This window comes from Corynebacterium sp. NML 150383 (assembly GCF_002285085.1).
Lineage (GTDB): Bacteria > Actinomycetota > Actinomycetes > Mycobacteriales > Mycobacteriaceae > Corynebacterium > Corynebacterium gottingense.
In genome coordinates, this window is the sequence record NZ_NSGK01000012.1 from 42,411 (window position 1) to 66,437 (window position 24,027).

The 24,027-nt window shown below is 65.0% G+C and carries 23 protein-coding genes; 8 read left to right on the forward strand and 15 right to left on the reverse strand.

Features of this window, described 5'->3' with window-relative positions; translation table 11 throughout:
- Positions 1 to 56 precede the first annotated feature (56 nt).
- The 6 genes from CKJ85_RS10550 to dapB all read right to left on the reverse strand — a co-directional run bounded on the left by CKJ85_RS10550 (position 57) and on the right by dapB (position 5,810).
- Positions 57 to 689, reverse strand: a complete 633-nt coding sequence (locus tag CKJ85_RS10550) for a TIGR03085 family metal-binding protein (RefSeq protein WP_095536844.1) — start codon at positions 687 to 689, stop codon at positions 57 to 59.
- Between the two features lie 21 nt (positions 690 to 710).
- On the reverse strand, positions 711 to 1,154 hold the full coding sequence (locus CKJ85_RS10555; protein ID WP_095554283.1) for a hypothetical protein: 444 nt from the start codon (positions 1,152 to 1,154) through the stop codon (positions 711 to 713).
- 93 nt (positions 1,155 to 1,247) lie between these two features.
- Positions 1,248 to 3,323, reverse strand: coding sequence for a ribonuclease J (locus CKJ85_RS10560; RefSeq protein WP_095536720.1), 2,076 nt, complete (start codon positions 3,321 to 3,323; stop codon positions 1,248 to 1,250).
- Between the two features lie 2 nt (positions 3,324 to 3,325).
- A complete protein-coding gene (gene dapA / locus CKJ85_RS10565; RefSeq protein WP_095554310.1) occupies positions 3,326 to 4,234 on the reverse strand; it encodes a 4-hydroxy-tetrahydrodipicolinate synthase in 909 nt (302 codons plus the stop codon).
- 63 nt (positions 4,235 to 4,297) lie between these two features.
- Positions 4,298 to 5,050 (reverse strand): FAD-dependent thymidylate synthase, encoded by a 753-nt coding sequence (gene thyX / locus CKJ85_RS10570; protein ID WP_095554284.1) that lies wholly within the window; start codon positions 5,048 to 5,050, stop codon positions 4,298 to 4,300.
- A 4-nt stretch (positions 5,051 to 5,054) separates the two neighbouring features.
- Positions 5,055 to 5,810: a 4-hydroxy-tetrahydrodipicolinate reductase gene (dapB, locus tag CKJ85_RS10575; protein ID WP_095554285.1), complete on the reverse strand. Its 756-nt coding sequence runs from the start codon at positions 5,808 to 5,810 to the stop codon at positions 5,055 to 5,057.
- A 78-nt stretch (positions 5,811 to 5,888) separates the two neighbouring features.
- On the opposite strand from dapB, the gene CKJ85_RS10580 reads away from it, so the two are divergent.
- The 5 genes from CKJ85_RS10580 (at position 5,889) to CKJ85_RS10600 (ending at position 9,617) form a co-directional block, all read left to right on the forward strand.
- Complete coding sequence (locus CKJ85_RS10580) at positions 5,889 to 6,122, forward strand: VOC family protein (RefSeq protein ID WP_095545856.1); 234 nt, start codon at positions 5,889 to 5,891, stop codon at positions 6,120 to 6,122.
- A 50-nt stretch (positions 6,123 to 6,172) separates the two neighbouring features.
- On the forward strand, positions 6,173 to 6,901 hold the full coding sequence (locus CKJ85_RS10585; RefSeq protein ID WP_095554286.1) for a hypothetical protein: 729 nt from the start codon (positions 6,173 to 6,175) through the stop codon (positions 6,899 to 6,901).
- Between the two features lie 447 nt (positions 6,902 to 7,348).
- The gene (locus tag CKJ85_RS11915; RefSeq protein WP_143340197.1) at positions 7,349 to 7,642 is read left to right on the forward strand and encodes a hypothetical protein; all 294 of its coding nucleotides are present in this window, start codon (positions 7,349 to 7,351) and stop codon (positions 7,640 to 7,642) included.
- 221 nt (positions 7,643 to 7,863) lie between these two features.
- Positions 7,864 to 8,652 carry an NAD(P)-binding protein gene (locus CKJ85_RS10595; RefSeq protein WP_095554288.1) on the forward strand — a complete coding sequence of 263 codons (789 nt, stop codon included), beginning with the start codon at positions 7,864 to 7,866 and terminating at the stop codon, positions 8,650 to 8,652.
- A 20-nt stretch (positions 8,653 to 8,672) separates the two neighbouring features.
- Entirely contained in the window at positions 8,673 to 9,617 is a 945-nt protein-coding gene (locus CKJ85_RS10600; protein ID WP_095554289.1) for an oxygenase MpaB family protein, read from the forward strand.
- A gap of 602 nt (positions 9,618 to 10,219) precedes the next feature.
- On the opposite strand, the gene CKJ85_RS12040 is transcribed toward CKJ85_RS10600, so the two are convergent.
- Both CKJ85_RS12040 and CKJ85_RS10610 read right to left on the reverse strand, forming a co-directional pair.
- On the reverse strand, positions 10,220 to 11,617 hold the full coding sequence (locus tag CKJ85_RS12040) for a DUF6114 domain-containing protein (RefSeq protein ID WP_158221644.1): 1,398 nt from the start codon (positions 11,615 to 11,617) through the stop codon (positions 10,220 to 10,222).
- Positions 11,598 to 12,185: a DUF6230 family protein gene (locus CKJ85_RS10610; RefSeq protein WP_095277348.1), complete on the reverse strand. Its 588-nt coding sequence runs from the start codon at positions 12,183 to 12,185 to the stop codon at positions 11,598 to 11,600. Before CKJ85_RS10610 ends, CKJ85_RS12040 begins: the two co-directional genes overlap by 20 nt.
- Positions 12,186 to 12,624: 439 nt before the next feature.
- On the opposite strand from CKJ85_RS10610, the gene CKJ85_RS10615 reads away from it, so the two are divergent.
- Entirely contained in the window at positions 12,625 to 13,665 is a 1,041-nt protein-coding gene (locus tag CKJ85_RS10615) for an oxygenase MpaB family protein (RefSeq protein ID WP_233127047.1), read from the forward strand.
- Positions 13,666 to 13,686: 21 nt separating this feature from the next.
- Positions 13,687 to 15,270 carry a succinic semialdehyde dehydrogenase gene (locus CKJ85_RS10620; protein WP_095554292.1) on the forward strand — a complete coding sequence of 528 codons (1,584 nt, stop codon included), beginning with the start codon at positions 13,687 to 13,689 and terminating at the stop codon, positions 15,268 to 15,270.
- Positions 15,271 to 15,356: 86 nt separating this feature from the next.
- On the opposite strand, the gene CKJ85_RS10625 is transcribed toward CKJ85_RS10620, so the two are convergent.
- The 4 genes from CKJ85_RS10625 to CKJ85_RS10640 all read right to left on the reverse strand — a co-directional run bounded on the left by CKJ85_RS10625 (position 15,357) and on the right by CKJ85_RS10640 (position 20,300).
- Positions 15,357 to 17,672, reverse strand: a complete 2,316-nt coding sequence (locus CKJ85_RS10625) for a polyribonucleotide nucleotidyltransferase (protein ID WP_095554293.1) — start codon at positions 17,670 to 17,672, stop codon at positions 15,357 to 15,359.
- 205 nt (positions 17,673 to 17,877) lie between these two features.
- Entirely contained in the window at positions 17,878 to 18,147 is a 270-nt protein-coding gene (gene rpsO, locus CKJ85_RS10630) for a 30S ribosomal protein S15 (protein ID WP_095277357.1), read from the reverse strand.
- A gap of 148 nt (positions 18,148 to 18,295) precedes the next feature.
- Positions 18,296 to 19,273 carry a nucleoside hydrolase gene (locus tag CKJ85_RS10635; RefSeq protein WP_095554294.1) on the reverse strand — a complete coding sequence of 326 codons (978 nt, stop codon included), beginning with the start codon at positions 19,271 to 19,273 and terminating at the stop codon, positions 18,296 to 18,298.
- A 52-nt stretch (positions 19,274 to 19,325) separates the two neighbouring features.
- On the reverse strand, positions 19,326 to 20,300 hold the full coding sequence (locus CKJ85_RS10640; RefSeq protein WP_095546386.1) for a bifunctional riboflavin kinase/FAD synthetase: 975 nt from the start codon (positions 20,298 to 20,300) through the stop codon (positions 19,326 to 19,328).
- Positions 20,301 to 20,330: 30 nt separating this feature from the next.
- On the opposite strand from CKJ85_RS10640, the gene truB reads away from it, so the two are divergent.
- Positions 20,331 to 21,227, forward strand: a complete 897-nt coding sequence (gene truB / locus CKJ85_RS10645) for a tRNA pseudouridine(55) synthase TruB (protein ID WP_095545864.1) — start codon at positions 20,331 to 20,333, stop codon at positions 21,225 to 21,227.
- 5 nt (positions 21,228 to 21,232) lie between these two features.
- On the opposite strand, the gene CKJ85_RS10650 is transcribed toward truB, so the two are convergent.
- Genes CKJ85_RS10650 through CKJ85_RS10660 form a run of 3 tightly spaced genes read right to left on the reverse strand, consistent with a single transcriptional unit; the run spans position 21,233 to position 24,015 of the window.
- Positions 21,233 to 21,886 carry a 4'-phosphopantetheinyl transferase gene (locus tag CKJ85_RS10650; RefSeq protein ID WP_095554295.1) on the reverse strand — a complete coding sequence of 218 codons (654 nt, stop codon included), beginning with the start codon at positions 21,884 to 21,886 and terminating at the stop codon, positions 21,233 to 21,235.
- Positions 21,887 to 22,687, reverse strand: coding sequence for a metallophosphoesterase (locus CKJ85_RS10655; RefSeq protein ID WP_095554296.1), 801 nt, complete (start codon positions 22,685 to 22,687; stop codon positions 21,887 to 21,889). It lies immediately after the preceding gene.
- Complete coding sequence (locus CKJ85_RS10660) at positions 22,684 to 24,015, reverse strand: MATE family efflux transporter (protein WP_095545866.1); 1,332 nt, start codon at positions 24,013 to 24,015, stop codon at positions 22,684 to 22,686. Before CKJ85_RS10660 ends, CKJ85_RS10655 begins: the two co-directional genes overlap by 4 nt.
- Between the last annotated feature and the right edge of the window lie 12 nt (positions 24,016 to 24,027).

Here is a 24,027-nt window from a genome sequence, read left to right on the forward strand (position 1 = left end):
AAAAACCTCGCCACATCGAGGGGAGCCACTCCCCCATTGGCCCCTTAAGAAACCGACTATCCGACGGACATCTCGTAGCCCTCGAGCAGTTCCTCGTTGTCCACCCGCACCTTTGCCACTGCGGCACGGCCGACGACCCACAGCAGTAGCTCGCTCGGGTCACCGAAGACGCGGACGACACGATCGCCCTGGTCCGAGACACCGGACTTGTCGCCCAGCGTGACGGGCGGCAGGTGCTCCGGCGTGAGAATCACCGGGACCGGCGCCTTGCGCAGCGTCACCTTGCCGTAGCTGGTCGCGGACTTGAGCAGGCGCTCCTGCGCGGCGGCGCTGAGCTCCCTCGGTTGCACATCGGTGCCCTGCGCGCGGCGGACGTCCTCGTGGTGGACAAAGTTTTCGCCCGTGTTCAGCGGCGCAAAAAGGGGCGCGGCGAATTTGCTCGGACCGGCGAGCCAATCCTGAATGTTGTCCTCGTACGGACGGTTCCGAGCCTTGTCCATCTCCTTGCCCAGCCTCTTGGCCAACGGCGAGAAGAAGTTGCCAAGCCCCCACGGAAGGCGGTGCTCACGCACGTACAGGTGCGCAGCAAGGTCGCGGGTGGTCCAGCCATCGAGCAGCGTCGGGGCGTCGGGACCCAACTGCAAAAGGAGGGCGCCAAGGTTTTCACGTTCACGAGAAGCTAAAGACATGGTGCCCACCCTAGCGTTCTTTTAGCTCGCAGAACTAGAGAGCCGGTGCTCGAGGCTGGCGAACGTCTGAATGATGGGAGTAAACGGTGCGATCTTGGCGTCAGCGGTAACGAGTTTGCCGCCCGTGGCCCAGCCCAAGTCGGTCACCTGCTGGCCGTCGACGTAGCAGGTACCCACACCACCTTTGAAGTTCATGGAGCACAGCATCTGGTCCGCATCAAAGTCACCGATGACGCGCACTCCCCGGACCTCGCTGTTGCGGAAATTCGGGTCTCCGAACTTGATCACGTCGTACATCCTCCAGGCCGAGCCATACCCCGGCTCGTGCGGCACCTCGGTGCCCTCGGGCAGCGGGTGTCCGCCGGTCCAGTCCGTGTCGACGTCAGCGTCATCGGCGTGGGCAGCGGGCGCGAGCAGAATTGTGGCGGCGATCATTGCGGCGGTGGTCTTTGTGAAGGTCGTCATAGACCATTTTTATACACACCTGTCAGGAACGCCGCAACCCCCTCGGTCCGAACTTGTAGGCCGAGGGGGTTGGCGTCGCTAAGCGAATTGCGGCTACAGCGATTCGCGGGTGAGCTCGATGTCGTCGTCCTCAACCGGCAGGTTATCTGCGGCCATCGGCACAACGGTCGGCAGAATGACCGGCTCGCGCTTGTACTTCTGCTCAATCGCGCGGGAGACCTTGCGACGCAGCTGCTGCACCATGCGGTACGGGTCGTTCTCGCCCTCTGCAGCGAGGTCGCCCATCACGCCCTCGACGCGCTCGACGAGCTTCTTATTGAAGTCGCGGTCGTCGTCGGAGAAACCGGTGGTGGACACGCGCGGGGCCTCCAGCAGCTGACCGGTGCGGTCATCGATCACGCAGGTGATGGACACAACGCCGCCGGATGCGAGCGAGCTGCGGTCTGCCAGCACGTCCGGGTCGACGTCGCCCATGGTCTCGCCGTCAACGTAGAGCTGACCGACCTGGTACTGGCCGACCACCTTGATCTTGCCAGCGTGCATGTCCACCACCACGCCGTTCTGCGCCAGCGCGGTGTGCTCCGGGCGGACACCGGTGGAGATCGCGAGCTCCTTGTTTGCGCGCATGTGGCGCCACTCGCCGTGCACTGGCATCGCGTTCTTCGGCCGCGCCGCATTGTAGAGCTGCAGGAGCTCACCGGCGTAGCCGTGACCGGACGCGTGGACGTGCGCCTCGCTGTTGGTGATCACCTTCGCGCCAATCTGCGCAAGGTTGTTGATCACGGCAAATACGGCTTCCTCGTTGCCCGGGATCAGAGAGGAGGACAGGATGATCGTGTCGCCGTCGCGGACCGTGATCTGGCGGTGCTCGCGGCGCGACATGCGCGACAGCGCAGCCATCGGTTCGCCTTGCGTGCCGGTGGTGATGAGCACCGTCTTGTGCGGCGCCATCTTGGCGGCCTCTTCGATCGGGATGATGGTCCCCTTCGGGGCCTTGAGCAGGCTCATCTTCTCCGCGATCTCCATGTTGCGCAGCATGGAGCGGCCGTTGAACGCGACCTTGCGGTTGTTCGCCACAGCGGCATTGACCGCCATCTGCACGCGCGACACGTTGGACGCGAAGGACGCGATGACCACGCGCTGCTTCGCCTGTGCAACGAGGCGGGTCAGGGTGTCCTCAATGCCGGCCTCCGAAGCGGAGATACCCGGGATCGTTGCGTTGGTGGAGTCGCAGAGGAAGAGGTCCACGCCTTCGTCGCCAAGCCTCGACAGCGCGGGGATGTCGGTGGGCTTGCCGTCGTACGGGGTCTGATCCACCTTGACGTCGCCGGTCATGACGACGTGGCCGGCGCCGGTCTTGATGGACACGCCCAGGCACTCCGGGATGGAGTGGCCGACGTGCCAGAACCGGAGACGGAACTGGCCGAGGGTCACCTCGGAGTCCTTGTTCACCTCGTGCAGCTTCGGGCGCTGGCGGTGCTCCTTCGTCTTCGCGGCGATGAGCGCGTTGGTAAATCGCGAGGAGTAGATCGGGATGTCCGGGCGCAGCTTGAGCAGCCACGGGATGGCCCCGATGTGATCCTCGTGCCCGTGCGTGACCACGAGGCCCTCGACCTTGTCCAGCTTGTTCTCAATGGGGCCGAAGTCCGGCAGGACAAGGTCCACACCCGGTTCGCCGGAATTGGGGAAGAGCACGCCACAGTCCACGATGAGCAGCTTGCCGTTGTACTCAAAGACCGTCATGTTGCGGCCGATCTCAGAAATGCCGCCAAGCGCGTAGATGCGCAGCGTGTCCTTCGCCGGCTTCGGCGGGGCAGGCAGGCGCTTCGTCAGATCCGCGCCCTGCATGGACTTCACCGGGTTGCGGCGGCCACCGCCACCGCCGCCACCGCGGCCGCGACGGCGCCTGCCGCGGCCGTTGCCGCCACGGCCGTTGCCCTGGTTGCCATTGCCGTTGCCATTGCCGCCGTTCTTGGCGTGGCCACCGTTGCGACCACCGCCGTTCTTGCCGTTGCCGCTTCCGTGGTCGGCGTCGTTGTGACCGTCGCCGTGGGACTCGTTGTTGGGGGTCTGCTGGGACGGCGCCTTGAACGCGGGCTGCTGCTCAGCAGGCTCCGGCGGGCCCGCCTTGCGGGTCACCTTGCGGGAGCGATTACGGGGTTCGTTCATACTTAGAGAACTCCAGCCTTTTCCATATCTTCACGGAGCGCCTCAAGCTGCGCCGGGGTTGCTTCAACCACCGGCAGGCGCGGCGCCCCTACGTTGATGCCCTGCAGTCGCAGGGCTGCCTTTGCAAATGTTGCACCGCCGAGCGCTGCTTGCTGTCGAGCAAGCACGGTCAGGGTGTTGGCGTTGATTTCCCGCGCGCGGGCGAGGTCGCCTTCCTCGAAGCTTGTCACCATGTCACGCATTGCCTGCGGAGCCGCGTGCGCCACGACGGAGATCATTCCGGTCGCGCCAACGGACAGCCAGGGCAGGTTGAGCGGGTCGTCCCCGGAGTACCAGGCCAGGCCCGTGCTCTGAATGAGCGGGGCGGCCTCAAAGAAGTTGCCTTTCGCGTCCTTTACCGCCTGCACTGTCTCGAGTTCAGCCAGCTCAGCAATGGTCTCCCCAGCAATGGGGATTCCGGAGCGGCCGGGAATGTCGTACAGGCAGATCGGCAGGTCGGTCGCTTTGGCCACGGCGGTGAAGTGGGCCTTTACGCCTGCTTGGGAGGGCTTGGAGTAGTACGGGGTGACTACCAGCAGTGCGTCCGCCCCGGCATCGCGCGAGGCCTGCGCCAGCGCGATCGAGGTTTTCGTGTTGTTTGTGCCGGCTCCCGCAATCAGCGTTGCGGAGTCACCCACCTCTTCCTTGACCGCCTTGAGCAGGGCCAGCTTTTCCTCCACCGTGGTGGTCGGGGATTCGCCGGTTGTGCCTGCGAGGACAAGCGAGTCGATTCCATGATCTACAAGGTGGGCTGCCAACTTTCGGCCTGCATCGCAGTCAAGTTCTCCGTTGGAATCGAACGGCGTGACCATTGCGACGCAGACGGTGCCAAAGACTTCTGCACCGAGGTTAGCTTTCATAGATGTGCCCATGAGCACACAGACTACCCTCTTCGTCACCGCAAGTGCTTATCGACGCCCTCTGCAACCCCGCCCCTACCGCACGTAGGGGCTGGTGGCCATCCGCGTGCCGTCGGCAAGCTCGCTGATCAAAAAGTCACTGAATAACACTGGTGCCTGGCCGCGCAGCAGCTCCAGGCACTCGACGGCGAGCGTGCGGATCTCCACGTCCGCGTGCTCGGACGCCCGTGAGGCGATGAACCCGCGCCACGCGCGGTAGTTTCCGGTGACGACGAACCTGGTTTCGGTCGCGTTGGGCAGGATCGCGCGCGCGGCTTGGCGGGCCTTCTTCTTGCGCAGCAGCGCGTTCGGTTCCGAGGCCATGTTTTCTTCCAGGGCCTGCAGCAGCTCGTCGTATACAAAGCGTGAGTCGTCCACCGCGCGCAGGAACATGCGCGAAAGTTCCTCGTCGTCCGCGATGATGTCGGGGACGACGACCTCGTTGTCGTCGCTATGCACGAATCGCTGCGACAGCTGGGAGAAGGAAAAGTGCCGGTGGCGGAGCAGCTCGTTGCCCGCCGCGCGTGACAGGCCGCGGATGTACAGGGTCGCGGTGGCGTGTTCGAGCAGCGCGTCGTGCCCGACGTCCAGGATGTGGTGCAGGTAGGCGTCGTTCGCCGCCGTGTGCGGGTTGGGACGGTCAAAGGACTCGTAGCAGGCCCGGCCCGCAAACTCCACGAGCGATTCCGCGTCTGTGGCCGTGGGGTCGGCCTCCCACGCCACGCCCGCGGGGGCGCGGAACTGGGAGGCAGCGATGAGCTGGACATCCAAGTGCGAGGAAACGGCCATGTCGCTACAGCCCCAGGTAGTCGTCCAGACTGATGGTCAGACCGGGACGGTCTGCGACGCCACGCACGCCGGTAAGCACGCCAGGCACGAAGGATTCGCGCCCGTAGGAGTCCTGGCGGATGGTCAGCGACTGATCGGTCGTGCCGAAAATGACTTCCTCGTGCGCGACCATACCCTGCATGCGCACCGCGTGGACCTTCACACCATCGACGTCGGCGCCGCGGGCACCATCGAGCTGCTGCTCTGTGGCGTCCGGCATGGCGCCCAGACCGGCGTCGCGGCGGGCGTCGGCAATGCCCTGCGCCGTCTTCAGCGCAGTGCCGGACGGCGCGTCGAGTTTGTTCGGGTGGTGCAGCTCGACGACCTCGGCCGAATCGAAGAACCGGGCCGCCTGGCGAGCGAACGCCATGGTCAGCACGGCAGAAATTGCAAAGTTGGGCGCAACGAGCACGCCCACCCCGGGGTTGTCGGCGCACCAAGCGCGCACCTGCTCGTACCGGGCGTCATCAAAGCCGGTCGTGCCCACCACGCAGTGGATGCCGTGATTGATGCAGTACTCAAGGTTGTCCATCACGGACGCTGGCGTGGTGAAGTCCACGATGACCTCCGCGCCGCGCTCGGCGAGAACCTCGAGCGAGTCGCCGCTGCCGACCTCTGCAACCAGCTCCAGGTCCTCGGCCTTGTTCACGCCGGCCACCACAGCGGTACCCACGCGCCCCTTCGCTCCGAGCACTCCGACCTTGATCACCTTGTCCGCCATGCTGGCCTCCTCGTTTCCGCTTGCATTGTTCCCTCGCAACTCTAGCCCGCGCGGCCAAGCCCGGGCACACTGGCGGGTATGCGTATTTCAGTCCTTGCTCGCTGTGTTCAGGACCAGCAGCGCGCGCTCGAGTTCTACCGCGACGGCCTGCCCTTTACCCGGTTCAACGTGGATGACGTCAGCGGCGAGCACGAGCGCCTCGCCGCTCAGGGCGTGAAGTTCACCATGCCGCCGACGCCGATGGGCGAGGTCAAAGCCGCAGTGTTCGACGACCAGAACGGCCACTACATCCAGCTCGTCGAGGGCGCGTAGCAATTCGCTTCTCGACGTCCACATCCTCCCCTTCCCCATATACTGGCACCATGCAACAGTCACGTCAGCACCACGCGCCCCATGTCTCCCACGCCGCCGCAGTCGCCAGCGCCGCCCTCGCCTGCACTCTCGCGCTGACCGCCTGCTCGCCGGAGTCATCCGATGAGGCTCCCACCCCCTCGAGCGCAGCCACTCCGACGTCTGCGGCGGAGGTTGCTTCCAGCGAACGCCCGGAGGGGGACGCGGGGGCGTCGGTAAGCGCTGTGCCTGAGACGCAGCCTGAGACGCAGGCTGAGACTCGGGCTGAGGCTCGGGCGCAGAAGCTGTCCGCGGCGAGCGATGGCGGGCAGTTCAGCACGGAGCAAGTCCGGGTCACGCAGCCGCAGCCGGCTGACTTACAACTGCAGGATGTGCGCGCGGGCTCCCACGGCGATATTGACCGCGTCGTCTTTGAGTACGCGGGGACGGGCTTGCCGAGCTACGTGGCGGGGTACGTCGATACGCCGCGGCAACAGGCCTCTGGGAACGTGATGGAGGTGCCGGGCGCGGCGCACCTCGAAGTGAATGTGCAGGGTACGGCCGGGGATATGATGCGCACCGACGCGCCGATCACGGCGATGGGCAGTAAGGGCGTCGCGGCGGGCAACATCGCGGACGTGTACCTCGGCTCGATCTTTGAGGCCGACTCGCAGTTCTTTATCGGGCTGGACGGCCAGCGCGGGTACAAGATCTACACGCTTGAGAACCCGACGCGCGTCGTGGTCGATATTGCCCGGTAAGCGGGGCGGGGGCGCTACAGGAAGAAAATACTGGCAGTTATGTCACCGTTTCCTATCATTCGCCTGCCTACACGCTCGGCACGCGGAACCGTCGCGAGCATTGCCGCGACTTCCCTCCTACTCGCCGGTTGCGCCAACGAGGGTGACAGCGGCTCGGAGACCGTTACCATCCAATCGACGACACAGGTCACGGGGGACTCGGATGCGCAGACCCACGATCCCGACGCGAGTGTGGTGACTACAACCGGCAGGCCCGGCGACAAGGTAGCGCTTGCGCCGCTGACCAAAGCGCTGGTCACTCCGTCAGCGGAGGCATTTCGGGAAGTGGGTACCTGAACCTCGGGCACGCCCGAGGTCCTCCTCCGTGACGTTCGAGCCGCAGAGCACGAGGGGTTCGACCGGCTGGTCTTTGAGTTTTCGGGGAACCCGGAGGTTGTCGAGAGAGCTATGACGTATAAAGATGCCCCGGACCAGCAAGGCACCGGAGACATTGAACCCATCAAGGGCAATGCGTACCTTCCAGTTTTGCTGCGACGGGTGGCAGTAATTGACACACCCGAGGGGCGCCAGTCTGTTGGTCATGGCAGTTTAGGCGTGGCAGCCGGCAACATTCTTAATGCATTCAACTCTGTGGGCACTGAAGGCGATTCGCTCTTCTACGTGGGCCTGGACTCCGAGCGCGACTTCACGTTCCAGATGCTTGAGAACCCACCGCGCATAGTGCTCGACTTTCCCAAGTAGGCGCAACCCCTCTTCATCCGCGGGCACCCTCCATCGGGTGCCCGCTTTTGCATGTGCACTGTTGGTAGTCGGGCGAGGGGAGGTCGCCTGAGTTATCTGCAACACACTTTTTCTTGCGAGAGAGCGCTATTACCCCGTATCGTTCTGTATGATCTAGAACAATTCCATGAATCGATCTTCTCGTTGGCGCATACATCGCCAGCTGTGAAAGGCACCCAACAATGTTTGATCCCTACAGACGCCCCACAGTGGCCGTCATCGGCGCCGGCCCTGCTGGCGCTACCGCTGCCGGAGAATGCGCATTCTCCGGCTTTGACACCACCCTCTTTGACAAGCGCGAAGCAATCGGCGGCCACCTGGCGGCACCCGATGCGGAACCTGTGTCCAAGCGTCTCCACTACCGCACGCCGTACCTCAAGGTGACCAAGGTGGACGGTTCTGCTGCTGCCGCCGCGCGCCACCTCGCCGCGGCAGTGCAGGCGGGCGGCGCGGAATTCCGCCCGCACACCACGGTCACCGGTGCTGCGTTTGATGAAGGCGAAGGCCAGTGGGAGGTGACCTTCATCGATGCACAAGGCGGCGAGCACACTGAGCGCTTTGACATTCTCGTCCGCGCCACCGGCGAGGCATCGCCGTGGATCGCAGTCCCCGGCCGCCCAAACATCTCGGTCGATGACCTCTACCTGCACCACGGCGTGGAAGTTGTCGGTCTGCCGAACGCGCTGTTTGTCGACGGCCCCTACCCCACCGATTCCAGCCTCAAGCGACACCCCTTGGCCGTGCTCGAAGCGCGCGGCGATTACGCCCGCCGCTACGCCCGACAGCTAGAAATCCGCGGGCCCGGTGCGCTGACCGTCAAGCGCGACAAGTGGCTCGTGCAACCTGGCGCTGTTCGCGGCATTCGCTCGAAGCTGTCCGAGTTCGATGCGACCGTCCACGAGTTCAAGCGCGCTTCTCACTATGCCGACGACGCCCGCCGAACCGCCCGAGCCACCGCAGCGGCACACTAACCAAGCCCGAAGGAGACACCATGACTACCGTCCACCCGTCGACGAAGACTGACACGGCTGCCGACGGCTCCGCCGCAGACGCGGGGCTCAGCGCAGCGCAGGAGGCGGCTCAGGGCCACGTCGCCGATCCGCAACCCGGCCTGCCCGAGCTCGGCCCGGATTCCATCCTATGGGACCGTTTTGGCGACTGGCGCTCCGCATTCGTCGCCCTGGCCGCAGGCGTGCTGCAGATCGCGCACCGGGACATCAGCCGTTCCCTGGTCCAGCAATCCAACGTGTTTGATAACGAGGTCGCGCGCCTAGTTCGCTCCGCATTCCCAATCATCCGCGCAGTGTACGAAGGGCCCGAGGTTGGCTCAATGATCCGCGACTTCCACAAGGACATTAAGGGCACCCATCCGGATGGCTCGCGTTACCACTCGCTGAACCCGGAGGTCTACTACTGGGCACACGCGACGTTTGCCGCGATGCCGTACCAGCTGGCCGGCAACTTCATGCCGGACATGAGCAAGGCGGAAAAGGATCAGCTCTTCCAGGAATGCCGCACCTGGTACAGCTTCTACGGAGTCGCCGAACCCGAGAGCGCACCGAAGACGTACGACGAGTACATCGAGTACATGGACCGAATGATCGACGAGCTCGGCCCCAGTGAGACGATCGAGCGCTCCCGCATCATCAATGGTCTGACGCTCGACACACCGGACCCGTCGGTGCCGAAATGGGCGTGGAAGCCGGTTGCCCCCTTCGCCTCCAAGCTCCTCCTCTGGGTGGCTATCGGCATGATCCCCGACAAGCTTCGTGACAAGCTCGGCTGGGAGTGGACCAAGAAAGATGCCCGTCGCCTCAAGCTGCTTTCTACGGGCACACGCGCTGTATTCTCGGTCCTCCCGCGCAAGGCGCGCATGGTACCGATCGCATCCCGCGCGTACGAGAAAGCCGAAGCCGAGGGCGGCTTCCACTACTAACGGCTTCCACCGCGACGAGAGTGCGCCAGGTTTCGTCCCGAGATCCGGCGCTTTCTTTATGCACTGCGCCCGGAGGCGAGCTTTCTCGTTGTGTGTCCGTGTTGTGGCTCAACGTACGGACGAAATTCCGCACGGGCGGAAAGCTCGGCTCCAAAAAGTTCCGCACAGGCGGAAAACCGGGGTTCGAAATATTCCGCACACGCGGGAAAGCCGGCGGACCGAAAATTCCGCACAGGCGGAAAACCGTCCCCAAACCTCCCGTCCTCGTGCACTCCGTGCGATCAAGAATTCCGCACAGGCGGAAAGCTTGGCCTCAAATAATCCGCACACGCGGAAAAGCCGGCCCCAAAAAATTCCGCACAGGCGGAAAGTCCGTCCCTGGTCCTCCCGACCTCGTGTACTCCGTGCGATCAAAAATTCCGCACACGCGGAAAAACCGGGCCCCCAAAAACTCCACACACGCGGAAAAGCTGGGCCCGGTCTTCCCAACCTCGTGTACTCCGTGCGATCAAAAATTCCGCACGGGCGGAATAGCTGGGCCCCAAAAAGTTCCGCACAGGCGGAAAATTCAGAGCCCAGTTAAAACTCTCTGCTCGCCCAATCTACGGAACTGTCAGGCGAACCGACGGCGCGTTAAACCCTTGGCCGTAGAGCGTCACCATTTGCATGGTCACGTTGTTCAGCGAGATCTCATTCATCAACATGTCGGGCACTTCTACATTGGGAACGGGGCGCTTATCGGGTACACCGAGCTGATCGAGGACCGAGTTGATGTCACCGCTGAGATCGACCGTCACTGGGATGGTCGGAAGATCACGCACAGCGGGCGTCGCAGTCAAGCCTGTAGCCACGACTTTCACCGGCCCATTCGTTACTGTCGTATCAACATTTCCCGTGGTCAGGTTCCCGCCGCCCATGCCGGGAATCTTGAGACCCAGGTTGTGCCCAACCAGCCGATCGCCGCTCAGCACCAGCGCTCGTTGCTGCTGTCCTCCCACGTTGACATAGTCCAGCGTCGCGTGCACATTACCGGTCAGCGTGACCTTGTCCGCAGTCACAGTACTCGGCGCCGCGGCCGGGGCCAGCCCAGAGGGAATTGCGCTCGTGCCTATCGACGCCCCCTCGCCCGCCCCCGGAGCCGCTGGGGCCGCAGGGGCCGAACTCTCCGGGGCGGGCTGCGCCGGCGTCGGCAGACCGGGAACGTCGGGGACCGACGGCGCTGGCAACTCCGGAATCTCCGGCAACTGGAGTTCCGGGGCCGGAAGCTTTGGCAGCTCCACCTGCGGGAGCTGCGGCGCTACGGGGGCTGCCGGTTCCTGCGCAGACACGACCCCGGTGTCGCTGAGCAGTAGTGCGAGGACTGCGCTCGCAGCAGCGACGGCCACGACCGAGTTCAGCGTGGAACCTCCACTCCACTTCGAGCTTCCCCCGCGCTGTTCGGTCTCGGATGTCTCGGGATCAGCCTCATCGAAGGCGTCCTCGGCGAACGGATCGAAGTCCTCCGACTGCTCCGGTGCGTCGGCAACCGACGCACGTTTCGCGTGCTTCCCCGTGCGCTTCTTCGCACTCTTCTCGCCCGGCTCCCAGCCCAGCGCAAGGGCGCCGCCAACGATGCCAAACAGCGCGCCGACGACGAAGCCGCCGAGGTTCGAGGTCGGTAGGGAGATCACCGACACGATGATGGCCAGCACACCCAGGTACACCGCGGTGGCAGGCTGCAACCAGCATCCGAGGCCAAACATGAACATCAGCACGCCGATGAGCAGGGTGGACACGCCGGAGACGGTGGAGATCATCACCAGGATGTCGGAGACCTCAACCGTGATGTATGCCGGTGCCGCGATGACGAATCCGGAAATCATCATGAGCAGGCCCGGAATGAACGGGCGGTTCTTCCGCCACTGGTTGAAGCGGTGTGCCAGGCCCGGTGTGTCGTGAGTGGCGGTGTCGTGGTCGTCGATAAGCATGTGCTCCTCGTCGCTACTTGAGGCCGCAGGCATTGTCACTCCCCTTCACCACGGTCACACCAACGCCGGACGCGGAGAGGTACTCGGCGCCGATGGACGTAGTGGTGATGTCGTCGGCACTGAGCGAGACTTTGTTGGAGTGCAGGCCCCAGGTTCCAGGCGCGGCCTGCGCGTTAACCTGCTGGGCGTCGATGCCCACGCTTGCGTCGGTGAGCTGAAGCGCGCCCTTGATGTCGTTGGCACCCACGACGAGGTTGCGGACCTCGACGCTGTTGTCGCCGTTGGCGCGAAGCGCGAGCGTACCCTCGCCGACCATCGGGAGATCCGGCAGCGTGGCAGAAAGGCACAGGTTGGAAGCGTACGCGTGGCCAAACTTCAGGCGGGCGACCGGAATGGTGTCATCTTCCTTCATCGGCTCACTATCCACAAACAGCGAGAAGTCCTCGCCGTCCAGGTGTGTCATGCTGACCTTGAAAAAGGTTCCCGATAGCGCCAGGTTTGCGGTCAGACCTCCCTGCGCGACAGCGACGCCAGTGGCCCCGAACGCCAAGAGACCGGTGGTCAGGGCGACCGCGGTCTTCTTCCAGTTGAATTTCCCCATGGGGGCAACCTTTCATCGTTGTGCAACCGTTTTGACCAATGCACCCTCGGGTGATGCGGGGAAGTGCTGAGGTTGAGCCTGAGACATCCATCAAAACGACACGCTGGTGTATGATTTGCCACACATTAGCACAGCCACGGTGGCCCAGACCAAACCGAATCTCATGACGTCCGCCACATATACCCAAAGTGGAAAATACCGGACAACCCCACAGTCACACCGCGAACCACTACCCGCACATAAGGTAGGTGCCCACACCAGATCCTCGCCGCCACAGCCACAGAACGCCCGCAGAACGCCCACGTTTCAGCCGGCACCTCGATACGGCCAAATCCTTAGGGCCAGAAAATGATGTGACCCCCACCCGGCCAACCGCGCTGCTGTGCTACCGTTCACATATCAACCGAGATGTCTACAAGCACATGAAATGAGGCAACTGATGTCCACGCCAGTTTCCGCCAACTCCTCCAAGGGCGGTAAGCGCGAGCTCCGCCGCTCCCCACTCGGCCCGGACTCGCTCCTGTGGAAGTGGGGTTCTGACCAGCGCATCCAGCTCCTGCGCGGGTACACCGGCGTCATGCAGAACATGCACCCAGCCATCGGCCAGTCGCTGCTGGACCACTCCAAGTTTTTCGACGAGCCGTTCGCCCGTCTGGAGCGCTCCACCCCGCAGATCATCATGTCCATCTACGATGACGGCGACCTGGGCAAGCAGATCCGCGACTACCACACCACCATCAAGGGCACCCTGCGCAACGGCGAGCGCTACCACTCCATGAACCCCGAAACCTTCTGGTGGGCGCACGCTACGTTTGTCTACCGCGTCATCTACGCCCAGGAGCTCTTCGGCACCCCCTTCACCCACGAGGAGAAGGACCAGATCGTTCGCGAGGGCGTGACCTGGTGGGACCACTACGGCATGTCTGAGCGCCCGGTCATCGACAACTACGATGACCTCGTGGCATACATGGACGAGATGGCCGACACCGTCCTCGAGCGCAACGAAACCGTCGACTTCGCTCTGCGCACCGCCCGCGACGAGATGATCGCCCCGCCGGACGGCGTCTCCCCGAAGGTGTGGAAAGTCATTTGGAAGCCGATCATGCGCAGCGTCATCTGGCTCACTTACGGCACCATCCCCGCCAAGGAGCGCGCCATCCTCGAGCTCGACTGGTCCGCAAAGGATCAAAAGCGCTTCGACCGCATTGCCAAGCTGGTGAAGAAGGTCTTTGACATCCTCCCGGAGGACAAGCGCTACATGGAGCCAGGCCGGTCCCAGATGATCAAGCACGGCATGATTTCCGGCGAGTACAAGGAGCCGAAGAACATCCGCCCATACCAGGGCAACGGCGACGAGGACCCGGAAGCAGAGCTCAAGGCCGCAGACGGCATCACCGTGTCCGCACGCAAGCAGCGCAGCGCGCTTGACGACGATGCCGACGCCGTCGCCGCCCGCCGCGCAGCCGGCTGCCCGTTCTAACCAGGAGTGAGCGCAAACTTCATGCCAATTCATCGTTTGAAGGAACAGCCGCTCCCGGAACATTTCCTGGAAATGCTGCTCAACTTGACCACCAACCGCGCGACGGGCTCGCTCGACGCCAGCGAGCGCCAAGATGTCACGTCCCCCTTCGTCGACCAGCCCATCGGCTGGGTCGGAGCCGGCACCGCCGCGGACGTCGATGAGGCGTTCCGCCGCGCCCGCACCGCCCAACGGGAGTGGGCCGCGCGCGACATCGCAGACCGGGTCGCTGTGCTCGAGCGCTTCCACGACCTGGTGTACCGCGAGCGGGAGCTGCTCGCGGACATCGTCCAGCTTGAGACCGGCAAGGACCGTACCGCCGCGTTCGACGAAGTCCTCGACGTCATGAACAACGCCCGCTACTACGCCAACACTGCGGAGCGCCTGCTCACCACGGCGAGCCGGGCGGGCGCGTTCCCCCTGATTACCAAGACGGCCGAGCAGCGCGTGCCCAAAGGCGTCGTCGGCCAAATCAGCCCGTGGAACTACCCGCTCGCGCTCGGCGTCTCAGACGCGGTGGCCGCCCTCATCGCCGGCAACGGCGTCGTGGCAAAGCCGGACTGGCAGACCCCGTTCTCCAACCTCATCTCGCTCCACCTGCTCATCCAGGCGGGCCTGCCGCGCGACCTCTTCCAGATCGTCACCGGCTCCGGCGAGGAGGTCGGCGGCGCGATCGCCGCGCAGTGCGACTACCTCATGTTCACCGGCTCCACCACGACCGGCAAGCTGCTGGGCAGGACGGTCGGCGAGCGGCTCGTCGGGTTCTCGGCAGAGCTCGGGGGCAAGAATCCGATGCTGATAGCCCCGGACGCTGACGTCGATAAGCATATTGACACGATCGCCACCGCCTGCTTCTCCAACTCCGGCCAACTCTGCGTGTCCATCGAGCGCATCTACGTGCCCGACGCGCTCTTCGACCGCTTCATCGCCGCATTCCGGCGCGCTGCGGAGTCCATCACCCTGGGCAAGGGGCTGAACTGGGATTACGAGATGGGCTCGCTCATCAACCAGGCCCAGCTCGACCGCGTGCAAGCATTCGTGGACGATGCGTTGGACAAAGGCGCAACCGTAGTGACCGGTGGCAAGGCGCGCCCGGACATCGGTCCCTTCCACTTCGAACCAACCATCCTCACCGGCCTCGGCGAGGGCACCGACCTGACCACCCAGGAAGTTTTCGGCCCGGTCGTCTACGTCCAGCGCGTGCGCGACATGGACGAGGCCGTCAAGCTGGCCAACGCAACCTCCTACGGCCTGAACGCCTCCGTCTTCGGCGCGCCGAAGACGGCGTGGGCCCTCGCCCAACGCATCGAGTCCGGCAGCGTGACCATCAACGACGGTTACGCCTCCACCTGGGCCTCCATCTCCACCCCGCTCGGCGGTGTGAAAGAATCCGGCCTAGCCCGCCGCCACGGCCCCGAGGGCCTGACCAAGTACACGGAACCGAAGAACATCTCCCAGCAGCGAATCATGCCGATGCGCGGCCCCGCGCAGCTCCCCCGCCGCTACTACGGCACACTGCTCACCACAGCGCTCAACCTGGGCAAGAAGCTACGGTTCCTCCCCTAGCGTTCGCATTCCGCTTATCGACGCAACAACGCCTCCCCACCAGCGCGCAGCCGGTTCGGGGAGGCGTTTGCCGTCGCGGGTTCGACCTACTCCTCGACGGGGACCAGGGAGATCTTGCCGCGGTTGTCAATGTCGCGGATCTCCACCTCAACCTTGTCGCCGACGTTGATCACGTCTTCAACATTCTCAATGCGGGTGTTGCCACCCAGGTTGGAGATGTGGATCAGGCCGTCGGTGCCCGGCAGGATGGACACGAAAGCGCCGAAGGCAACCGTCTTCACCACGGTGCCCAGGTAGCGCTCGCCCACCTTCGGCATCTGCGGGTTCGCAATCGCGTTGATCTTCTCAATCGCGGCGTCGGCAGCCGAGCCCTCGGTCGCAGACACGTAGATGGTGCCGTCGTCCTCGATGGTGATCTCCGCGCCGGTTTCCTCCGTGATGGAGTTGATCGTCTTGCCCTTCGGCCCAATGACCTCGCCGATCTTCTTCACCGGAACGGTCACCGTCGTGATCTTCGGGGCCAGCGGGTTCATCTCGTCGGGGCCCTCGATGACCTCGGACATGGTGTCCAGGATGGTCTCGCGGGCCTCGTAGGCCTGCTCCAGCGCGCCGGCGAGGACGTCAGACGGGATGCCGTCCAGCTTGGTGTCCAGCTGCAGGGCAGTGATGAATTCGCTGGTGCCGGCGACCTTGAAGTCCATGTCGCCGAACGCGTCCTCCGCACCCAGGATGTCCGTCAGGGTGACGTATTCGGTCTCGCCGTCAACCTCGCCGGACACCAGGCCCATGGCGATGCCTGCCACCGGCGCCGCCAGCGGCACGCCCGCGTTGTATAGCGACAGGGTCGACGCGCACACGGAGCCCATCGACGTCGAGCCGTTGGAGCCCAGCGCCTCGGAGACCTGGCGAATCGTGTACGGGAAGTCATCCTTGGACGGGATGACCGGCAGCAGCGCGCGCTCGGCCAGCGCACCGTGGCCGATCTCGCGGCGCTTCGGGGAGCCGACGCGGCCCGTTTCGCCCGTGGAGTACGGCGGGAAGTTGTAGTGGTGGATGTAGCGCTTCGTATCCTCCGGGTGCAGCGAGTCGATGTGCTGCTCCATCTTCAGCATGTCCAGCGTGGTCACGCCGAGGATCTGGGTCTCGCCGCGCTCGAACAGCGCGGAGCCGTGTGCGCGCGGTACCAGCTCGACCTCCACCTCGAGGTCGCGGATGTCGGTGACCCCGCGGCCGTCGATACGGAAGCCCTCGGTGAGGATCTTCTCGCGCACGATCTTCTTCTGCACTGCGTTGTACGCGGCGCGGATCTCCTTGGACATGGCGGTGACCTCGGCGTCATCGTCGTCCACGTCAAACTTGTCCAGGAGCGCCTCCTCGATCTCCTCCATGTACTCGTTGGAGGCGTCCTCGCGCTCGGCCTTGGACTTGATGGTCATGATCTTGGCCAGCTTCTTCGCGGCCTTCTTCTCCACCTGCGCGTAGACCTTGTCGGTGTACGGAGGGAAGAGCGGGAACTCCTTGGTCTCCTTGCCCACTTCCTGAGCCAGGTCGGCCTGCGCCTTCGCCAGCGTCTGAATGTACGGCTTCGCAGCCTCGAGGCCCTCAGCAACCGTGGACTCCTTGGGTGCCGGGTAGCCGTCCTTGACCAGCTGCACGACGTTCACACCGGCGCCGGCCTCCACCATCATGATGGCAACGTCTTCCTCGGTCTTCTTACCGCGCTTGCGCTCCACCATGCGGCCTGCCACGACCATCTCAAACAACGCGCGCTCGTGCTGCGCAGCGTTGGGGAAGGCTACCCACTGTCCCTCCGGGTGCTTATCATCCGCAATCAGCGCCATACGCACACCGCCGACGGCGCCGGAGACCGGCAGTCCGGACAGCTGCGTTGCCGCGGAGGCGCCGTTGATGGCCACCACGTCGTAGTACTCGTCAGGTGCCATGGACATGACAGTGATCACGCACTGCACTTCGTTGCGAAGCCCCTTGGCAAACGTCGGGCGCAACGGGCGGTCGATCAGGCGGCAAGCCAGAATCGCCTGCGTGGTCGGGCGGCCCTCGCGGCGGAAGAACGAGCCCGGGATACGGCCGGCGGCGTACATGCGCTCCTCCACGTCGACCGTCAGGGGGAAGAAGTCGAAGCCCTCGCGCGGCTGGTTCGACGCGGTGGTGGTGGCCAGCATCATCGTGTCATCGTCCAGGTAGGTGGTCACCGACCCGTCCGCCTGGCGGGCGAGCTGACCGGTCTCAAAACGAATGGTGCGGGAGCCAAAGTCGCCATTGTCCAGCGTGGCAACCGCCTCAGTAATCCCGAACTCCTCGTCCACGTGAATGTCGTACGAGTTCTTGGGCGTAAAGGTGCTCAAAAGATCTCTCTCCTCGAGTCTCGTCGTGGCGGTCATCGGTGCCGCCGGTTCGTATGCGTTCATCTACAACGGCAAACATCATACCAGCTCGACCGTGCAAGGCACGCTTCTCTGCACCTCCCCACCGCGCACAAAACCCGCCGCCTCGTCCCGGGAACGTGTCGGCGGACAGCGTCCCGGTTCGAAAGCGGCGGGTTCGTGCATCTCCGCCCGGTAACACCGGGCGGGCTCTCAGTTGCGCTTAGCGGCGCAGGCCCAGGCGAGCGATGAGGTCGCGGTAGCGCTCAACGTTGTTCTCGCGCAGGTACTTCAGCAGACTGCGGCGACGGCCGACCAGCAGCAGCAGACCACGGCGGGAGTGGTGATCGTGCTTGTGATCCTTCAGGTGCTCGGTCAGGTTGTTGATGCGCTCGGTCAGCAGCGCAACCTGCGCCTCCGGGGAACCGGTGTCGGTCTCGTGGACGCCGTACTCCTTGAGGATTTCGGCCTTCTTCTCAGTGGACAGTGCCATGAGTATGCTCCTTATATTTCAGTCCGCATTCTTCAGTGTTCTCGTGCCCTGCGGGACTGCTGCGAACCACAGTCTGTGCCCCGGAACGCTCCGGTGACAGGGCCAGCGGATCATACTACCGGAGCGCTACCGCCCTCCCCAAATCGCGCTACCTGGCGGCCGCGTCACTCCCCGGGGTCCGCTGCGCAAGCCCGGTCAGCCGGCGCATGAACTCGGCGAGGAAGCGCTCGACGTCCACGCCCACCGCCACGTGCCCGGTCTTCGCCGCGTCGTTGAGCCGGGCTTCGTCGCCAATCGTGCGCCCCCGCGTCTCGCCCTCCGTGTCCGTCTTCAGGTTGATGTCCAACGTCTCCACCAGGGTCGGGTCCGCCGCCACCGCCACGGCGAGCGGGTCGTGGAGTCCGCACCCACCCAGGTACGGCGCGGTGGTCTCATAGGCCTTGATGTAGTAGTCCGTCGCGGTGGCCAGGAAGTCGCCACCGGTCGTGCCCAGCGCCTTCCACTCCGCGGTCTCCTTGGATGTCAGCAGCGTTTGCAATGTCACATCCAGGCCAACCATCGTAATGTCCTTCGCGTTGCGGAACACTAGGTCAGCGGCCTCGGGGTCCTGGTTAATGTTGGCCTCGGACCACTGCGTCACGTTGCCGGGCACGGTGAGCGCGCCCCCCATGATCACGATGTGCGCGTTGTCCGCAAACGTCGGGTCCGCCTCCATCGCCGCGGCCACCGTGGTGAGCGGCCCCACAGGCACGATCACCAGCTCGTCGCCGTACTGGCGCACAGACTCCACCATGAACTCCACGGCGGACTGCTCCTCCACCGCACGCGAGGCGTCCGGAATCTGGGCCTCGCCGATACCGTTCTTGCCGTGGATGAACTCGGAGATCTCCATGACCTCGAAGGAATCGCGGGCGCGCGCGTGGTCCGGCCCCGCGTAGACCGGGATGTCGGTGCGGCCGAACAGCTCCAGGATGGCAAGCGAGTTCCTCGTCCCGGTGGGGACCAGCACGTTGCCGTAGGTCCCCGTCACGCCGATGAGGTCCAGGTCCTCGGAGCCGAGTGCGTACGCAATCGCCAGCGCATCGTCGATGCCGGTGTCCACGTCCAGGATGAGCTTGCGTGCCATGGTTGGGGTCCTTTCGCTGGGGAGACTGTCGTGCCCCCGACAATAGCGCGCCCTACTCTGCGGCGAGGATCTCCCGGGTACGGGCGACGTCGCGGGCCATATTCTCCAGCAGCTCGTCCACCGAGTTGAACTTCACCATGTCGCGGACCTTGTCCACAAACTCCACGCGCGCCATCCGTCCGTACAGATCGGCGTCGCGATCCAGAATGTAGGACTCGACGCTGCGGCGGGTATCACCAAAGGTCGGGTTGGTGCCCACCGAAATCGCCGCCGGGTAGCGCACCCCGGGCTCGATGTCGCCGTCGATGGGGGCGTCATCAATGATGGTGACCCAGCCGGCGTAGACACCATCTCCGGGCAGCGCCGACATCTCCTCGACGTACTGATTCGCCGTGGGGTACCCCAGCTCGCGCCCACCCCGGCCCGCGCCGCGCTCGATGATGGAGATCACCGAGAACGGCCGGCCCATGTAGTCCGTGGCCAAGCCGATATTTCCGGCCGTAAGCTCGTCGCGGATGGCGGTCGAGCAGATGCGCACGTCGCCGTCGTTGAGCAACTGCACGATGGTCACCTCGAGGCCGTGGCGCTCGCCCAGCTGCGCCATCGTCTGCGCGGTGCCGGCGGCGTCCTTGCCAAAGGTGAAGTTTTCGCCCACGACCACCTCGAGGGCGCCGAGCCGCCCCTGCAGCACTTCGGTGACGTAGTGCTCAGGACTGTCGCCTGCCAGCTCCTCGCGGAAGTCGATGACCAGGAGGTAGTCCACGCCGAGCTCCGCGATCTGCCGGGCACGCTCCTCAATGGGAAGCAAGGCGACGGGGGCACGATCGGGGGCGAAAATACTCACCGGGTGCGGGTCGAACGTCATCACCACGCACGGCACGCCACGCTCGCGCGCCCTGTCCACGGCGGTGCTGATGAGCAGCTGGTGCCCGCGGTGCACGCCGTCGAACACGCCGATGGTGACCACGCAACCGCCGTCCGCCTTCAGATGTGCTGGGACGCTTCCAAGCCCGTGCAAAATATCCACGCGCAATAGCGTACGGCATACTGGAAAACCATGACCGATCCCCTCGCAACCTCTGGAATCGTCGTGGTAGACAAGCCCGCGGGCATGACAAGCCACGATGTTGTAGCGAAGCTGCGCCGCGCATTTTCCACCCGCAAGGTGGGGCACGCCGGCACGCTCGACCCGATGGCCACCGGCGTGCTTGTCGCCGGGATCGAGCGCGGCACCAAGCTGCTCGCCCACCTCGTCGCGCACGACAAGCGCTACGAGGCCACCATCAGGCTCGGCCAGTCCACCACCACCGATGACGCGGAGGGCGAGCTCACTGCGGAGCATGACGCAGCAGCCATCACCGACGGGCAGATTGCCGCCGAGATCACTGCCCTGACCGGCGACATCATGCAAAAACCCACCGCGGTCTCCGCCATCAAAATCAACGGCAAGCGCGCGCACGAGCTGGTCCGCGAGGGCAAAGACGTGGACATCCCCGCCCGCCCGGTCACCATCTTCGCCTTCGACACCCACGAGGTCAGCAGGCAGGGCTCGCTTATCGACGTCACCGTGACCGTCCACTGCTCCTCCGGCACCTACATCCGCGCTCTCGCCCGCGACCTGGGCGCCGCGCTCGGCGTCGGCGGTCACCTCACGCAACTCCGCCGCACCAGCGTTGGCGCATTTTCGCTTGCCGACGCCACGCCGCTCCCCGTCCTCCAAGACTCCCCCGCCCTTTCGCTCACCCTGGACGAGGCGCTCACTCGCGCCTGGCCGGTGCTCCCGGTCAGCGACGACGAGTACCAGGCACTCGCGCTGGGGAAATGGCTCGAACCGCGCGGGCTGCAGGGCGTGCACGCCGCCCAGGGGCCGGACGGGCGCGTCGTGGCCCTGGTCAAGGAGAAGGGCAAGCGCCTGTCCACGGAGTTCGTGGCTCGCCCGGCAACCCTGGGCTAAATCGCCTACTCCACGAAGACGGAGGCGATGATGTAGCCGTCGCCGACCACCCAGCGCCCCTCAAACAGCGGCGCCGGGGTGGGGCGGGCCAGGATGTAGGACGAAAACGTGCCGTCGGTGCGCAACACGATGTCGGCGTCCTCGAATCCGAGCCAGCGGCGCGTCATGGGAAACCAGCACTTGTACGTCGCCTCTTTGGCGCAGAAGAGGAGCTTGCTGGCCCACTCGAAGCCTTCTTCCTCCAGCTCACGCAGCATCGCCCGCTCGGTGGGCCTGGCGATGCGGGGCACCACCTCGCTCGGCAGCGGGACCGCGGGCTCGGCGTCGAGCCCGATGGACCGCACGTGCCGTGCCGGTGCCGCCACCGCCGCGCGGAAGCCGGTTGTATGCGTGAGCGACCCGGTGTAGCCGTGCGGCCACAGCGGCATCCCGCGCTCGCCGCGCAGAATCACGCCCGCGTCGGTACAGCCCAGCTCCTTGAGCGCCTCGTGGGCGCACCAGCGCGCGTCGCCGAACTCGCCCTTGCGCTTGTCCACGGCGCGGCTAACAAGCTCTCGTTCGCTGGGGTGGAGATCCTCGTAGTGGGTCAGGTCTCTGCGCTCATCCGTACGCAGGTACACAAACCGGGCCTCGGGGGGAAACAATGCCAGGTTCTGCATCTAGACCCCCAGTTCCATGACCGGGTACGGGAACTGCACCCCTGCAGGGTGGCGCTGCCACTCGCGCGGGTACCCGAGCGAGACCTCGATGTGGTCCACGCCGTCCACCTCCACGACGCCGGGCATGTGCAGGTGCCCGTACACCACTGCGCGGGCGTTGTAGCGCTTTGGCCAAGATCGCGTATGCCTCGTCCCGCACCACAGCGCAATCTCGGACCACTGCATCCGCAGCGTCGGCTCCTGCACCAGCGGCCAGTGGTTCACCATGATGGTGGGCCCGCTGATTCGTGAGAGCCGCTTCGTGGTGTACGCAAGACGATCCCAGCACCACGCGCGCACGTCCACAAACGGGGCGATGGCGTACTGGTCCGTCATCACGATGTTCTTTTCCTTCGCCGCCTCGATGGCCTCCTCGACCGTCATTCCGGGGCCACGGAATGAGTAGTCGTACAGCGTGAACAACGGGACGACGGTAACGCCACCGAAGACGGGGAACTGGTCCTCTGGAGTGACCACGCCCAGCTCGCGCATGGACTGCACCAGTGCGGTGTACTTATCGCGGCCGCGGTAGCGGTCCGCGCTGCGGGCGAACAGCTCGTGGTTGCCCGGCACCCAGATCACCGTGTCGAACCTTCCGGCCATCTCCGCCATCACCTGCACGATCAACTCGTGGCGTTCCGCCACGTCTCCGGCCACAATCAGCCAGTCCGACGGGTCCGCGGGCTGGATCTGGGCGATCTTCGGCCCGTTCCGCTTCACCGCTGCGTGCAGGTCGCTCACTGCCCAGAGGGTGGTGGTCATGCGCTCGCCTTTCGGGTCTTGCGCTCTGCTCCTGTCTGTGCCCATTCGTCGCCCCGGAAGCGGATGACCACGCCGACCAGGCGCAGCAGCACCGAGGCGAGGTGCCCGGCCCAGATGCCGACCAGGCCCCACCCGAACGCCACCGACAGCAGCGTGAGCGGGAGGAAGGCGCCAAGTACGGAGGCGATGGTGATGTTGCGAAGGTACGCCGCGTCGCCGGCCCCGAGCAGCACCCCGTCCAGGGCAAAGACGACGCCGCCGGTGACAATCATGGCGATGAGCAACCACCACGGGATGGTGAGGGCGTCGTGGACGGCTGGGTCCTGGGTGAAAATGGACTGCAGGGGGGCGTCGAAAAGCGTGAAGACCAACGCCAAGACCACGCCGAAGCCGACGGAGAACCGGGTGGCCTGCGCGCCGACGGAGCGTGCCTCGGCGACGCGACCCTTGCCCAGCGAAGCCCCGGTGAGCGTTTGCGCGGCGATGGCCATCGAGTCGAGGACGAGCGTGAGGAAGTTCCACAGTTGCAGGAGGATCTGGTGAGCGGCAAGCGTCGCGACGCCAAACCGGCCGGCCACCGCCGCCGCGGCGAGAAACGAGATCTGGAAGGACAGGGAGCGCAGGATCAGGTCGCGCCCCAAGACGAGCTGCTCACGCATCACGCGCCAGCGCGGCCCCCAGCTGCCGGCGTGCTCGCGGAGCAGCATGGTGAGGAAAAGCGCGGCCGTGATCCCCATGCCCAGCAGGTTGGCCATCGCGGAGCCGATCAGGCCGAACTTTCCCACCAAGATGGGCAGCGCGATCGCGCCCGGAATGAGTCCGCACAGTGTGAGAAGGAACGGAAGCCGCGTGTTTTGCACACCGCGCATCCAGCCGTTGCCCGCCATGATGATGAGCGTAAGCGGGATGGCAAACGCGGAGACATGCATCCACCGCGCGGACTCCTGGGCCGTGGCCGCGTCATTGGTGAGCGCCAGCGCGATCGGCTGCGCGAACAACCAGATGATGGTGGCGAGCGCGAAGCCGACGCCGAGCGCCACCCACGTGGCCTGCACGCCTTCCGCCACGGCGGCCTCGCGCTTCCCCGCGCCGAACAGGCGGGAGCTGCGCGCGGTCGTACCGTAGGACAAGAACGTGAGCTGGGTGGTCACCGTGGACTGGATCGTGGTGCCTGCGGCGAGGGCCGCCAGCTCCGCGGTGCCCAGCCGACCGACCACCGCGGTGTCCAGCAGCAGGTAGAGGGGGTTGGCCGCCAGCACACCCAGTGCCGGCAGGGCCAGGGCGAGAATCTTGCCAGGGGTGACCGTCGCGTCGTTGCGTTGCGCCATCACGGCAGCGTG

What these genes read in the sequence shown, in the direction of transcription:
- CKJ85_RS10550 (WP_095536844.1), bottom strand. Translation starts at nt 689, where the DNA reads ATGTCTTTAGCTTCTCGTGAACGTGAAAACCTTGGCGCCCTCCTTTTG.
- CKJ85_RS10555 (WP_095554283.1), bottom strand. Translation starts at nt 1,154, where the DNA reads ATGACGACCTTCACAAAGACCACCGCCGCAATGATCGCCGCCACAATT.
- CKJ85_RS10560 (WP_095536720.1), bottom strand. Translation starts at nt 3,323, where the DNA reads ATGAACGAACCCCGTAATCGCTCCCGCAAGGTGACCCGCAAGGCGGGC.
- dapA (WP_095554310.1), bottom strand. Translation starts at nt 4,234, where the DNA reads ATGGGCACATCTATGAAAGCTAACCTCGGTGCAGAAGTCTTTGGCACC.
- thyX (WP_095554284.1), bottom strand. Translation starts at nt 5,050, where the DNA reads ATGGCCGTTTCCTCGCACTTGGATGTCCAGCTCATCGCTGCCTCCCAG.
- dapB (WP_095554285.1), bottom strand. Translation starts at nt 5,810, where the DNA reads ATGGCGGACAAGGTGATCAAGGTCGGAGTGCTCGGAGCGAAGGGGCGC.
- CKJ85_RS10580 (WP_095545856.1), top strand. Translation starts at nt 5,889, where the DNA reads ATGCGTATTTCAGTCCTTGCTCGCTGTGTTCAGGACCAGCAGCGCGCG.
- CKJ85_RS10585 (WP_095554286.1), top strand. Translation starts at nt 6,173, where the DNA reads ATGCAACAGTCACGTCAGCACCACGCGCCCCATGTCTCCCACGCCGCC.
- CKJ85_RS11915 (WP_143340197.1), top strand. Translation starts at nt 7,349, where the DNA reads ATGACGTATAAAGATGCCCCGGACCAGCAAGGCACCGGAGACATTGAA.
- CKJ85_RS10595 (WP_095554288.1), top strand. Translation starts at nt 7,864, where the DNA reads ATGTTTGATCCCTACAGACGCCCCACAGTGGCCGTCATCGGCGCCGGC.
- CKJ85_RS10600 (WP_095554289.1), top strand. Translation starts at nt 8,673, where the DNA reads ATGACTACCGTCCACCCGTCGACGAAGACTGACACGGCTGCCGACGGC.
- CKJ85_RS12040 (WP_158221644.1), bottom strand. Translation starts at nt 11,617, where the DNA reads ATGCCTGCGGCCTCAAGTAGCGACGAGGAGCACATGCTTATCGACGAC.
- CKJ85_RS10610 (WP_095277348.1), bottom strand. Translation starts at nt 12,185, where the DNA reads ATGGGGAAATTCAACTGGAAGAAGACCGCGGTCGCCCTGACCACCGGT.
- CKJ85_RS10615 (WP_233127047.1), top strand. Translation starts at nt 12,625, where the DNA reads ATGTCCACGCCAGTTTCCGCCAACTCCTCCAAGGGCGGTAAGCGCGAG.
- CKJ85_RS10620 (WP_095554292.1), top strand. Translation starts at nt 13,687, where the DNA reads ATGCCAATTCATCGTTTGAAGGAACAGCCGCTCCCGGAACATTTCCTG.
- CKJ85_RS10625 (WP_095554293.1), bottom strand. Translation starts at nt 17,672, where the DNA reads ATGACCGCCACGACGAGACTCGAGGAGAGAGATCTTTTGAGCACCTTT.
- rpsO (WP_095277357.1), bottom strand. Translation starts at nt 18,147, where the DNA reads ATGGCACTGTCCACTGAGAAGAAGGCCGAAATCCTCAAGGAGTACGGC.
- CKJ85_RS10635 (WP_095554294.1), bottom strand. Translation starts at nt 19,273, where the DNA reads ATGGCACGCAAGCTCATCCTGGACGTGGACACCGGCATCGACGATGCG.
- truB (WP_095545864.1), top strand. Translation starts at nt 20,331, where the DNA reads ATGACCGATCCCCTCGCAACCTCTGGAATCGTCGTGGTAGACAAGCCC.
- CKJ85_RS10650 (WP_095554295.1), bottom strand. Translation starts at nt 21,886, where the DNA reads ATGCAGAACCTGGCATTGTTTCCCCCCGAGGCCCGGTTTGTGTACCTG.
- CKJ85_RS10655 (WP_095554296.1), bottom strand. Translation starts at nt 22,687, where the DNA reads ATGACCACCACCCTCTGGGCAGTGAGCGACCTGCACGCAGCGGTGAAG.
- CKJ85_RS10660 (WP_095545866.1), bottom strand. Translation starts at nt 24,015, where the DNA reads ATGGCGCAACGCAACGACGCGACGGTCACCCCTGGCAAGATTCTCGCC.